A 12693-nucleotide genomic window follows, 5' to 3' on the forward strand; every position below is an offset into this window, starting at 1 on the left:
AGGTTCTGTATAAATAGTTTACTATTTGCATACAGAACCTATTTTTCTTATATAAGAGGACTTATATAAGAGGTTCTTTTACCTTTATTTATAAGCATTGATAGGCAGTCAGCGATTATACTCATGCCAACTTGAATTTCTTCTAAATTAGTGGCAGCATAACTAAGTCTTAAAGTGTTATCTATATTTTTATCTTTATTTACATAGAATACATTGCAAGGAACAATTAATACATCTTTTTTTGAACATTGAACATATAGCTCACTAGCAGAAACGCCCTTAGGAAGTTTTACCCAAAAGTTAAGACCACCTTTAGGATCTATAAAATCTATGCCATATATTTTAAGCTTTTTTAGTTCTGATTTCATGGCATCATATTTTATTTTATACATCTCTATCATATATTTTAGATGTTTTTCCCAGTAACCATTTTTAAAATAAAGTTGCAGTGCTCTTTGAATTAATCCAGAAGAAGAAATGTCAGTAGTATGTTTTGCTGCTAAAAGTTCATCTTTTATAGCTTTAGGAGAAATTATAAATCCTATTCTAAGTCCAGGCATTAAAAGCTTTGAGAAGCTTTTGATATAGATAACCCTATTTTTACTATCCATAGATTTAAGGGTTTTGCTCTTAAAAGAACTATCATAGGAAAGTCCAGATAAAGAATCATCCTCCACCAAATATAAATCGTATTTATCAGCTAAAGCTAATAGCTGATTAAGTTTTTCTTCAGAATAAGAGGCTGTAGTAGGATTTTGAAATTGAGTCATTACATATATTAATTTAGGTTTATATATTTTAATATTTGCTTCTAATAACTTTAAGTTTATGCCATCAGCTTCCATGGGTACACCGATGATATTAGCTCCTCTAGATTTAAATACAGCAACAGCTCCTGTATAAGTAGGATTTTCTGTAATAACATAATCACCAGGACTTAGTAGAGCTTTACCAATTATATCGATACCCTGTTGAGCACCAGAAACTATTTGAATGCTATCTGAAGTAGCATTTATTCCATACTCTTGAAGAAAATAATCACATAAAGAAGACCTAAGAGGTTCATAACCATTGCTTTCTTGGTATCCAAATGCGTAACCTTTATCTCTATCTAGGACTTCATTTAAAGCAGATTTAAAGGCTTCAAAAGGGAAGATACCTGGATCAGGAGTAGCACTAGCAAAGTTAATAGTAGTTGAAGACATAGCAATTTGACCATTAGACATAAGCTTAAAGTCTTCCTGGTAGTTAGGAGAAGCTACATAGGTATTATGTGAATCTAGATTTTCAGAATTTATACCTCTACTATTGGATGGGGAGGATGAAATATCATAACTCATATAGATATTATCTTGCTCTGCTACATAATATCCACTTCCCTTTATAGCGTTAACGTATCCGTTTATCTCAAGTTGTTTATATGCATTAACTATAGTTACATTATTAACTTCTAATTCATTAGCTAATTTACGAATAGGGGGAAGCTTATCACCAATTTTTAAAGTGTTAGATTTTATTAATGCTTCAATTTTATTAGCTACTTGAAGGTACATAGGTATTGTAGATGATTTATCTAATTCTATTGAAATAGAGTTCATTATTAATACTCCTTTCATTATTCTAAATATAATTATTGTAACGATACAATAATTATATATTTAAGTAATGACATTGTAAAGAAAAGATTGAAGATAATTATAAGAAAAGAGCATTAATACTGCTTACAAATGTATTAATACTCCTTTTCTTGCTTATTATATTTTAGGAAGAATGTATTTTGAAAATATTTTAAGAGCATCTTTAAAGTAATATATTTTATAATCTACTGGAATAGTTGAAATTCATAGCCTTGTGCTTTGGCTTCTTTTAGTATAGAATCAAGGATTTCTGTGTTGGTCTTAGAAACTGCATGAACAAGAAGAATTGCGCCATTGTGTAAGCCGTTCATTATAGTATCTTTTGCTCTAACTGGATCAGGTTGTTTGTTTATATCCCAATCATGATATGCAAAACTCCAAAATAATGTTTTATAACCTAGATTTTTTGTCATAGCTAAAGATTTCTCGGAGTATTCACCCATTGGTGGTCTGAAATAAAGTGGCATATTTTCACCAGTAATTTCTTTAAACTTTGATTCTACATCTGAAAATTCATTATTAAATTTCTCCTCTGATCTAGTAACATCTGGCATAGAAGGATGATGATTTGTGTGATTACCAACAATATGACCTTCTTCTACCATTCTTTTTATAATATCTGGATTATCTTTTACATAAGGTGAAGTTACAAAGAATATAGCCTTAACATCATTTGCTTTTAGTATATCTAAAATTTTAGGGGTATATCCATTTTCATAACCTTCATCAAAGGTTAAATAAAGTACCTTTTTACTAGTATCTCCTACGTAATGAGCATCATATTTATTTAAATCAAACTTTAAATTTAAATTTACTTCTGGTGTCACATGTTGTTTATTTGGTTTAAACCACCATGCTATTTTTTCATTGCTAAGATTAGTAGTATCTATTTTTGAAGCTATTGGAGCAGGATCTTCATTAGATGGGTTATTAGAGCTATCATTGGATATATTTTCATCTACCTCTGACGGCTTAACTGCTAAATCATCTTTTGAGGATGAAGGATTTCTCTGATCATTTTGAGAAGCTCCCTTAATTATTTCATCATCAATTTCTTTCACAGTATTAAATACACTTTTATTTTCATCCTTGTCTGTAGTTGAGTTTGAGGTAGACCCTGTGTTAGAAGTACATCCAACAAACATAAAAGAACTTATAATTACAAGGACTAAACTTAAATTACATATAAATTTTTTACTCATATTAATCCTCCTTTTTAGAATATCATTAGTGACTTTAGTAATTAATATACGAATAGCATGTGTTTATAGTTAATAAAAAATACAAAAAGTTTTTCTACTATAGTAATAAAAATATGTTTAACCTTTAGTAAGATTATCTTATAATGAAATGTAGAATATCGTACTATTTCCATAGTTCACTATTTAGATAGGTAAATAGCCAAATAGCTAAATAGCTATATAGGAAACTATTTAACTATTTGTTCTATTCATGCGGGTTTCAAGGTTTTTTCATTTAAATAGTAAGATTGGAAATATATTTAATATGAATATTAATAATTGCTTTGTTAATGAGAAATAAAGATTTAAGGGGCAGTGGGAATGATAAAGGTATTAACAGATACAACAATATATATTAAAGATGGAAAAATTGCAGACCATGGAGAGTCTTTAGTTATAGAAAAAGGATGTTATGCAGTACCTGGCTTTATAGATGAGCATACCCATGGTGGATACGGAATAGATGTCATGGACACTGATTATGAAGGTTTAAGAAATCTAACTAATAAATTGCCAGGAGAAGGAGTTACAGCTTTTCTTCCAACCACCATGACTGCAAGTTTGAAAAAAATAAGAGAAGCTATTGATAATACTTTAAAGGTTAAAAACCATAATGATAATAATGAAGTAGATGGAGCAGAAATAATTGGACTTCATTTGGAAGGTCCCTTTATAAATAAAAAGTATAAGGGAGCTCAGGTTGAGAATTATATTTTAACCCCAGATAGTGAGATAATGAAGGAGCTTATAAAACATTCTCACAATAACATTAAAAAGGTTACTTATGCTCCTGAATTAGACAATAAGTTCGAATTTATAAAATGTCTTACAAATAATAACATTATTCCATCAGTAGGGCATAGTGATGGAACTTTTTCTCAAATAGAAATAGCAGTAGAAAAGGGTCTTTCCAGTGTTACACATTTTCACAATGGACAAAGCTCTCATCATCATAGAGAACCTGGAGTAGTTACTGCTGGTTTTACTTTTGATGAATTAGGTGTAGAAATAATATGTGATGGAATACATCTTCACAAAGACACTATAAAAGCTGTTTATAAAATAAAGGGAAGGGAAAAAATAATATTAATAACAGATTCTATGGAAGCTAAAGGGTTAAAAGATGGTGAGTACAAACTTGGTGGACAAAATGTTATTAAAGTTGGAAATGAAGCTAGACTTAAAGATACAACCTTAGCTGGAAGTTGTTTAACTATGATAGATGCTGTAAAGAATATAATAAAATTCACTGGATGTACCTTAGAAGACGCTGTCACTATGGCAAGTACAAATCCAGCTAGAAATTTAAATATACTTCATAGGAAGGGTAGTCTAGATAAAGGCAAGGACTGTGATATAGTAATATTAGATAATAAGTATAATATTGTAAAGACTCTATGTAAAGGAAAAGTTGTGTTTGAAAATAGATAAAAATTTTAGGATTAAGAAGGGAGAAATTATATTATGGCAAAGAAAAATAGTAAAAATAATGACTTTTTAAATACTCATAGAAATAGCTCATCCCCTAAGATATATTCTCTTTTATTGGATTTAGTAAATGATGATAGAGAAGACTTAGCCAAAATTGTATTAAAAGTAGATTATTTGCTTCAATATACCAGTAATGCTATAAAACAAAGGGATTATGCAGAAGCAAAAGAGGCTATAGAAAAGGCTAGAGAAAGAATTGATAGTTTAAAGGCTGAAAATGTGGATGTAGAGTATTTAGAATACCTCTACCAAGGGATAATTAAAAATTGCAAGACAGTTAAATAATATAACTACATAATTTTATAGCTTTATTTTAGTAAAGAGTATATACTTAATTGGAATGAGCTAAGAGTTAGAACTCTGTTTATTCTATAGAGAATTTAACTAGTAGAGATAATAAAGGAGATTTTATGAGAAATTTAAAAATGGTAATAGAATATGATGGAACTAGATATAAAGGATGGCAAAAGCAAAAGGATCATGTTGCTACTATACAAGATAAAATTGAAAATGTATTAAGTAAGATGACTAATGAAGATATTCAAGTTATAGGTTGTGGTAGAACAGACACAGGAGTACATGCTAAAAACTATATAGCTAATTTTCATACTAAATCTACCCTTACCAATGAAGATATTTTGAACTATCTTTATGAATTTTTACCAGAGGATATAGTTGTAAAATCAGTAACTGATGTTCACGAAAGATTTCACTCTAGATATAATGCAAAGGCAAAAACCTATGAGTATACTATAAACAATGGAAAATATAGAAATGTATTTAATAGAAAATTTACATACCACATTGAAGAAGAAATAAATTTAAATGCTATGATGGCAGCTGCAGATATTTTGGTTGGTACCCATGATTTTAAGAGTTTCACAAGCTTAAAATCAGATAATAAATCCACTGTTAGAACTATAAATTATATTGATATAACAAAGGATGATGAGATTATTAAAATAGAAGTCAATGGAGATGGATTCCTTTTAAATATGGTTAGAATAATAGTTGGAACTCTTTTAGAAGTTGGGAAAAATCAGTTAAAGCCAAGTGATGTTGCTAAAATTTTAGAGGCAAAAGAGAGAGCACAAGCTGGACCAATGGCTCAGGCTAAAGGATTATGCTTAAAAGAAGTTGAATATAATTAATTTTAAGAGAGCAATAATGCTCTCTTTTTGTATAAGTATTGAAATTTTGTTTACCCTAAATAGAGAATGATTATTTAAGGTGGACATAAAATGGGTAAATTAAAGACGTTACAAATAATAAAGACATTTCCTAGAAATATACATATAATGGTAGCGAGTGAAGCTCTATGTGCTCTGGGCATGGGAATGTTTTTCTTTTTGCAAATTTTATATTATGATTTTATAGGTTTATCAGCTGAAGCTATAGGAACAATATTTTCTCTAGGCTCTCTATTTACTTTGACAGGCTTTTTTGTAGGACCATTTATTAAAATACTTGGAAGAAAGAGAATTTTATGTATAGGATTATTAATTTGTGCCATAGGAGTTGGGTTTCATATGGGGTTTAGAGCAATGATAATTCTTATGTTTGGTCAAATTCTTATAAATATAGGTACGTGTCTTATAAATGTTACAGAGTTACAATTGTTGTATTCATATACTATAGGTAAAAAGGAATGTTGTGCCTATAGCTATAAGTATTCCGTAAATTTAATAGCCGGAGCTGTAGGAGCACTAATAGCTGGAAATATAACAGGAATAGAATATTTTGCGAGAATAGGGTATAAAAAGTTATTTCTACTAGCAGCTATAATTCTAATAGTGACTTCAACTATTAGATGCTTATTGCTACCTAAGGATATAACTAATGTAGCAGAGAATGAAGAAGTAAAGAAAAGTATGAGGAAAACAATAGAATGCTTAAAGTCTGATAAGCAAATTAGACTTTTTTCTATGCTTTTATTTATTAACGCCATAGGATTTAGTGGTGTAGCACCTTATAATAATTTAATATTAAAGAATTATTTTGGTTTAGGAAATAATATAATATCTTATATAACTTTTTCATTAACTATTTTAAGTATGTTTGGGCTTATTTTAATGCCAGGGATTATAGAACGGATGGGGGTAAAGAAATTTAACCTGACTGTATTTATAATTGCAATTATCAGTTGTTTTATGTTAGCAGTGGTTTCTAGCAGTGAATTGTTTATACTTTTCTTAGTTATTAGAGGTATATCTGTTGGTCTTATAATTTACTCTTTAGATAGTCTGATGATGAGTAATATAGCCATAGAGCATCGAGATATATTTGCATCATTAAAGATGCTAGCTAATGGATTCTCATTAGCTATAGGGAATTTTCTTGGTGGAACTATTTTGAATAACTTGGGATATAGATATAATTATTTATACGGTTTTATTATACTTATTTGTGCTACTATATTTTTCTATCTTAAGGTTAGAAGATATATGACAAGTACTACGATAAATAGATCTTGTTCCTGTAATTTTAAGGCTAGACATATTGAATATAAGAAATAGTAGAAGTTGATAAAATAATTAACATAGACCATGTGCTTACTTGATAAATGTGGGGGAGCATATGGTCTATTGTAGTTTAATAGAGTATCATATATAATATATTTATAGCTTAATAAATGACATAAAGTAGGAGGAATCTGTATGGGGGTTACAATAAAGGACATTGCGAAGATTGCCCAAGTGTCGGCAACTACGGTTTCTAATGTTATTAATGGAAAGACAGCAAAAACTACAGAGGAGACAAAACAGAGAATACTAAATTTAATTAAGGAGCTTGACTATAAACCGAATGCCATGGCTAGGAGTTTGGTTAATGGAGAAACTAAGCTTATTGGGGTTATTTTGCCGGATATTTCTAGTTTTTATTTTTCACGAATAATTAAGGGTATTGAGGAAACGGCAGAGGAGCATGGATACAGCATATTAGTTTGCAGTACATATAATGATGCAGAAAATGAACATAAGTATATTAACCTAATGAGAGAGCACTGTGTAGATGGCATTATAATTGCGCCTAGTTTAATAAAGGAGAGTTGGCAATTTGAAGATTTATTAAGAATTAAGTATCCTATGGTGGCTATTCATCGTAGCATTAGTAGTAGTGAAGACGTTTGCAATGTATATCTAGATAGTTATAGGGATGGTTATGAAGCAACTAAATATCTTATTGAATTAGGACATAAAAATATAGGGTGTATTAATGGAACACCTTGGTTAGCAAATTGTGGAGATGGCATGGAAGGGTATAGACAAGCTATGAAAGATCATAGCTTAGAAATAGATGATGAATGGACACACTCTTCTATGCATGATGTAGAAACTGGTATTAAGGGAGCGGAAAAACTTTTAAATTGTAAAAGTAAGGTTACAGCTATAGTAGCTTGTTCTGATGTTATTGCTTATGGAGTTTATAAAGTTGCTAATAAGGTTAAGATATCTATACCATATGATTTATCTGTTATAGGTATTGATGATTTGGTTTTTTCTGAAATTATAACGCCAGCACTTACAACGTTTAAACAACCTATAAAAGAAATGGCTAGAAAAGCCACTGAAGAGTTAATATCTATAATTTTACGACAACCAAGAGAACAATCAGAGTATAGGTATACATCTGAATTAGTTATAAGAGAAAGTGTAGAAAGAATATAGTTTTAATCCCTATCTAATATAGATGGGGATTTTTTATTTGAGACAGTTACTTCATATATTTGCCATATATAATATGAAGCTGTATATTATAATTAGTGGATAATTTTTAATTTGGGAGAGAGATATGGGTATAAAGATTTTAATAGTAGAAGATGAAATATCTATAAGTGATATATTATATACTGCATTAAAAAGTGAAGGATATAATGTAAGATGTGGATTTACGGCTAAAGAAGGCAGAGAATTAGTAAAAAATTATAAACCTGATTTAGCTTTGTTAGATTTAAATTTACCAGATGAAAGTGGCTTCGAGTTATGTAAAGAAATTAATAGTAAGTATTTAATTCCAATTGTAATATTAACTGCAAGAAATGATATAGTAGATAAAATTTTAGGATTAGAGCTAGGAGCTGATGATTATATAACTAAGCCATTTCATATAAAGGAAGTCCTTGCAAGGGTTAAAACTGCTCTTAGATGTGTAGAAAAGTACAAAGTGAAGAGCCAAAGTGAATTTTTAGAAGTTTCAAATCATATAAAAATAAATATAGATAGTAGAATTGTATTAAAGGATGAAGAAGAAGTCAGATTGAAACCACAGGAATATGATTTGTTTGAATTCTTAGTGAAGAATAGGAATAGAGTATTTTCAAGAGAAGAACTTCTTAATAAAGTTTGGGGATATGATTATGATGGAGATATTAGAACTGTAGATGTTCATGTAAGAAGAATTCGAAGTAAATTAGATAATGAAAATGAGAGATATCTTATAGATACAGTATTTGGGGTAGGATATGTGATGAGGTAATAATATGAAAATAAGAGTAAAATTTATATTTTCTATACTATCTATAATTATAACTTTTGGAGTAATATTGAATTTATCCATAAGGAATATATTAATTATTAGAATGGAGACATCCATAGGTAATTCACTAAATGAAATTATGTATAGTACTAGAGAAGCTATAAAATATAGACTGCTAGCTACAGAGTTAGAGTATGAAAAAGATAGCTTAGTTAAAGAAAGCAATTACTTAAATAGATATATATCATCTAATTTCCAGTGCACTGTAGAAATAAGTGATACAGATGGCAAGATATTAAGTGAGAACGTAGATGAATCTTTTAGGGAAATATTAAATAGTGGAAATAAAAATGCTGGATCTGGAACTGCTATTGTTAATCTTAAATATGAAGATAAAAAACTCTATGGAATTCTGTCCTATCCTATTTTTGTGAATGAAGATAATCTAGGGGTTCTTAGTATTATAAAAGATTATAGTGAGGTTTATGGTGAAAATAATAGGATGCTTTTATTTATAACTGTTGTAGAAGGTATTATATTATTCTTTATATTTAGCTTATGCTTTTTCATAATAACTAAAGTTACTAAGCCTATAATAACATTGACAGAAGGCGTAAAAAAAGTTGGACGAGGAGACTATAGTTTTTATATAGATGCTCATGGAAATGATGAAATAGCTATATTGTCAAGAGAATTTAATAGTATGAAAGAAAAAATAAAAGAACAAATAAATACAATAAAAGAAGAAAAACAAAAGGTAGAGAAATTAGAGAAAAGTAGAAAAGCTTTTTTTGATAATGTGACTCATGAAATGAAGACACCGTTAACTGCTATTTCTGGATATGCAGAGATGATAAATGATGGGATGGTAAAGGATGAGGCTTTTAAGAAAAGAGCTATAGAAAGAATATATCTAGAGAGTGAAAGATTACATCACTTAATTATAGAGTTAATAGAAATATCCAAGGGATTATCTTATACTACAGAAGAATTTAAGGATATTAGAATAGATAAACTTATAGATGAGATAAGTGATGACATGAGTATAAAAGCTAAAAAATACTCTATGAAAATTATAAGAAATTTAGAAAGTGGTATAGTATCAGCACAGTGTAACAGGATTAGGGAACTTATTATAAATTTAATTGATAATGGTATAAAATATTCTAAATCACAAGAGTATCTTTATATAAATGGGAAAATAGAAGGGAAGAAATATATTATAGAAGTAGAGAGTATGTCAGGAGTTATTCCTAAGGAAATATATGATCATATTTTTGAAGCTTTTATAAAATCTAATAAGTATTCAGAATCTGAAAGTAGAGGACTCGGATTATACCTATGCAGTGAAATTATAAAAGATCATGGAGGTTCTATAGATATTATAAATGGAGAAAAGGTTACTGTAAGAGTAGATATGCCATTAAGTATAAAATAACCTTGTTAATAACTTGGAAATAACTTTACTATAGTTGTTAAAATTTTCATCATATACTTATATTAAAGTTATTAAGTAAGGGGTGCTTGAAAATGAAAATAAATAAATTTCTATTGTGTTCTGTAGCTTTTGTTATGGTCACTGGTACAGTTATAATGGGAGGATGCAAAAATAAAGATAAAGAGATTGTTTTATCTGAAAATGTAGCCAAAGATATTCAAGTTGAGGAAAATGAAATAGAAAAGTATATAAAGGAGGGCAATAAGTTTCTAGAAGAAAAAAAATATGCAGAGGCTAGAAAGTCCTATGAAGCTGCAATAACAAAAGGAAAGAATGATAAGCAGATATATACAGATATAAAGGATGAGTATATAAAGAAAAAGAGGTACGATGATGCTTACTATATTATAAAATTAGCTATTGATAATAAGGTTGATACAGAAAATATGGAAAAGATTCTTACTAGTATAAGGGTAAAAATGGAAGGAGTTGAGTTATCTTATGATATATATGAAGATGACCTTTCATTTGTTTTACCAGAAGAGGTAGAAGTAATTGTAGATAACAATAAGATAAAGGATTATGTTCTTTGGGAAAAATCAAAGATAGATATATTAAATCAACCTGGACAATATTCATACAATGGGGTGACAAAGGAATATGGAAGAAATGTTCATGCTACCTTAAATATAAAAGAGAATATGTATGATAGTAGAATTGGATATGTAAAAGATATTTACACAGATAATAATGTTATTTATATATCCTTCGATGAAGTAGAATTTTATACTGGAGAAGATGCCTTAGTAGAAGCTAAAAAGGATAATAAAGCTATAAAAGAAGAGGATGGAACTTATATAGTTTATGATGACTATTATATTAGAAATTCTGTAGTTGAAACAAAGGTTTATGAAGTATCTAAGGATGTAGCTATGAACTTATTAGCCTATGAAGTAAACCCAGATAATAATAAGATTGATTTTCAAACAGTTAATTATGATACTTTTAAAAAGCATATAGATAAGTATAAGAAGGACATCTCTGCAGAAAGAGCTTTACTATGTAAAGTGGATATGAAAAATAGTATAGTTGCATCAATTAGTAGACAATTTACTCCATAGTAGTGTAAATAAATATATACTATATGTTACAATAATTAGTAAGGTAATAGAATCACATTAAACTTATAGTGATAAGCTATAGCTAATAATAAAATAAGTTTTAAGTTATAAGTTATTATAACTTAAAATTTATTTTGGAAATGAGGTAGTATATATGAAGTTGATTTCGTGGAATGTTAATGGCATTAGAGCTTGCGTTCAAAAAGGATTTTTAGATTTCTTTAAAGAAGTAGATGCAGATATGTTTTGTATTCAAGAAAGTAAAGTTCAAGGTGGGCAGATAGAACTTGCTTTAGAAGGATATCATCAATACTGGAATTATGCTGAAAAAAAAGGATATTCAGGAACTGCTATATTTACAAAGATAGAACCTATGAATGTATCCTATGGTATTGGAATAGAAGAACATGATAAAGAAGGTAGAGTAATTACTTTAGAGTTTGAAAAGTTTTATCTTGTAACAGTATATACTCCAAACTCTAAGTCGGAGTTAGAAAGACTTGATTATAGAATGGTTTGGGAAGATGAATTTAGAAAACATCTTAAAAATTTAGATGAAAATAAACCAGTGATAGTCTGTGGAGATTTAAATGTAGCTCATAAGGAGATAGATCTTAAAAATCCTAAAAATAATAGAAGAAATGCAGGATTTACTGATGAAGAAAGAAATAAATTCACTGAATTATTAGATTCTGGATTTATAGATACCTTTAGAAATTTCTATCCTGATTTAGAAGGAACATATTCTTGGTGGTCTTATAGATTTAAAGCTAGAGAGAAAAATGCAGGATGGAGAATTGATTATTTCTGTACCTCAGAAAGATTAAAGGAAAATTTAATTTCAGCTAAGATACATACAGAGATATTAGGTTCAGACCATTGTCCAGTAGAAGTTGAAATTAATATTTAACATTTAAAGTAATATTATTCCATAAACTTAAATATAATATATAAAATTATACTTAAGTAAATATGGAGGGGTTACTATGATAATAGATGCTAGTTTAAGAGATTTAAAAATTAAGGGAAGAAAATTTAGAAATGAAGGAAGAACTGTGGGAATGATACTTAGAAGTAATGGAGATACTTTGCCAATTAGTATTAAACGTTCAGATATGGATAAATTTCTAAAAAGATATGGAGACCATAGTGATGTAACTTTAAGGGTTCATGGAGAAAATATTAATACATCCATAATAGAAGTACAAAGAGATCTACTACTTCATTATGCACATAATGTGCAGTTTAAAGAAATTTAAATTATAGTTTGAAAAATCCCCAGTTAAATT

General features: G+C 28.8%; 12 protein-coding genes. 10 read left to right on the top strand and 2 right to left on the bottom strand.

The window, feature by feature from the left end; genetic code table 11:
* Window positions 1-47: 47 nt before the first annotated feature.
* Window positions 48-1598, bottom strand: a complete 1551-nt coding sequence (locus B3Z56_RS06950) for a PLP-dependent aminotransferase family protein (protein ID WP_346847384.1) — start codon at window positions 1596-1598, stop codon at window positions 48-50.
* Between the two features lie 224 nt (window positions 1599-1822).
* Entirely contained in the window at window positions 1823-2839 is a 1017-nt protein-coding gene (gene pdaA / locus B3Z56_RS06955; protein ID WP_346847385.1) for a delta-lactam-biosynthetic de-N-acetylase, read from the bottom strand.
* 360 nt (window positions 2840-3199) lie between these two features.
* Between pdaA and nagA the strand changes: the two genes are divergently transcribed.
* From nagA to B3Z56_RS07005, 10 genes are all read left to right on the top strand, one after another.
* Window positions 3200-4309: an N-acetylglucosamine-6-phosphate deacetylase gene (gene nagA / locus B3Z56_RS06960; protein WP_346878515.1), complete on the top strand. Its 1110-nt coding sequence runs from the start codon at window positions 3200-3202 to the stop codon at window positions 4307-4309.
* 33 nt (window positions 4310-4342) lie between these two features.
* The gene (locus tag B3Z56_RS06965; RefSeq protein ID WP_035130235.1) at window positions 4343-4654 is read left to right on the top strand and encodes a hypothetical protein; all 312 of its coding nucleotides are present in this window, start codon (window positions 4343-4345) and stop codon (window positions 4652-4654) included.
* A gap of 125 nt (window positions 4655-4779) precedes the next feature.
* Complete coding sequence (gene truA, locus B3Z56_RS06970) at window positions 4780-5520, top strand: tRNA pseudouridine(38-40) synthase TruA (protein WP_346878516.1); 741 nt, start codon at window positions 4780-4782, stop codon at window positions 5518-5520.
* Between the two features lie 90 nt (window positions 5521-5610).
* Window positions 5611-6885: an MFS transporter gene (locus B3Z56_RS06975; RefSeq protein ID WP_346847388.1), complete on the top strand. Its 1275-nt coding sequence runs from the start codon at window positions 5611-5613 to the stop codon at window positions 6883-6885.
* Between the two features lie 141 nt (window positions 6886-7026).
* A complete protein-coding gene (locus B3Z56_RS06980) occupies window positions 7027-8037 on the top strand; it encodes a substrate-binding domain-containing protein (protein WP_346847389.1) in 1011 nt (336 codons plus the stop codon).
* 124 nt (window positions 8038-8161) lie between these two features.
* Window positions 8162-8845: a response regulator transcription factor gene (locus tag B3Z56_RS06985; protein WP_346847390.1), complete on the top strand. Its 684-nt coding sequence runs from the start codon at window positions 8162-8164 to the stop codon at window positions 8843-8845.
* A 4-nt stretch (window positions 8846-8849) separates the two neighbouring features.
* Window positions 8850-10283: a HAMP domain-containing sensor histidine kinase gene (locus B3Z56_RS06990; RefSeq protein ID WP_346877285.1), complete on the top strand. Its 1434-nt coding sequence runs from the start codon at window positions 8850-8852 to the stop codon at window positions 10281-10283.
* Between the two features lie 92 nt (window positions 10284-10375).
* Window positions 10376-11404, top strand: a complete 1029-nt coding sequence (locus B3Z56_RS06995; RefSeq protein WP_346847392.1) for a hypothetical protein — start codon at window positions 10376-10378, stop codon at window positions 11402-11404.
* Window positions 11405-11558: 154 nt separating this feature from the next.
* Window positions 11559-12314, top strand: a complete 756-nt coding sequence (locus tag B3Z56_RS07000) for an exodeoxyribonuclease III (protein WP_346847393.1) — start codon at window positions 11559-11561, stop codon at window positions 12312-12314.
* Between the two features lie 76 nt (window positions 12315-12390).
* Window positions 12391-12663 carry a hypothetical protein gene (locus B3Z56_RS07005; protein WP_346847394.1) on the top strand — a complete coding sequence of 91 codons (273 nt, stop codon included), beginning with the start codon at window positions 12391-12393 and terminating at the stop codon, window positions 12661-12663.
* Window positions 12664-12693 lie beyond the last annotated feature (30 nt).

The organism is Clostridium sp. UBA7791 (genome assembly GCF_002480755.1).
Taxonomy (GTDB): Bacteria; Bacillota; Clostridia; order Clostridiales; family Clostridiaceae; genus Clostridium_J; species Clostridium_J sulfidigenes.

Bases quoted from the DNA above. Each gene is read 5' to 3' on its own strand.
- B3Z56_RS06950 (WP_346847384.1), bottom strand. From the start codon at position 1,598: ATGAACTCTATTTCAATAGAATTAGATAAATCATCTACAATACCTATG.
- pdaA (WP_346847385.1), bottom strand. From the start codon at position 2,839: ATGAGTAAAAAATTTATATGTAATTTAAGTTTAGTCCTTGTAATTATA.
- nagA (WP_346878515.1), top strand. From the start codon at position 3,200: ATGATAAAGGTATTAACAGATACAACAATATATATTAAAGATGGAAAA.
- B3Z56_RS06965 (WP_035130235.1), top strand. From the start codon at position 4,343: ATGGCAAAGAAAAATAGTAAAAATAATGACTTTTTAAATACTCATAGA.
- truA (WP_346878516.1), top strand. From the start codon at position 4,780: ATGAGAAATTTAAAAATGGTAATAGAATATGATGGAACTAGATATAAA.
- B3Z56_RS06975 (WP_346847388.1), top strand. From the start codon at position 5,611: ATGGGTAAATTAAAGACGTTACAAATAATAAAGACATTTCCTAGAAAT.
- B3Z56_RS06980 (WP_346847389.1), top strand. From the start codon at position 7,027: ATGGGGGTTACAATAAAGGACATTGCGAAGATTGCCCAAGTGTCGGCA.
- B3Z56_RS06985 (WP_346847390.1), top strand. From the start codon at position 8,162: ATGGGTATAAAGATTTTAATAGTAGAAGATGAAATATCTATAAGTGAT.
- B3Z56_RS06990 (WP_346877285.1), top strand. From the start codon at position 8,850: ATGAAAATAAGAGTAAAATTTATATTTTCTATACTATCTATAATTATA.
- B3Z56_RS06995 (WP_346847392.1), top strand. From the start codon at position 10,376: ATGAAAATAAATAAATTTCTATTGTGTTCTGTAGCTTTTGTTATGGTC.
- B3Z56_RS07000 (WP_346847393.1), top strand. From the start codon at position 11,559: ATGAAGTTGATTTCGTGGAATGTTAATGGCATTAGAGCTTGCGTTCAA.
- B3Z56_RS07005 (WP_346847394.1), top strand. From the start codon at position 12,391: ATGATAATAGATGCTAGTTTAAGAGATTTAAAAATTAAGGGAAGAAAA.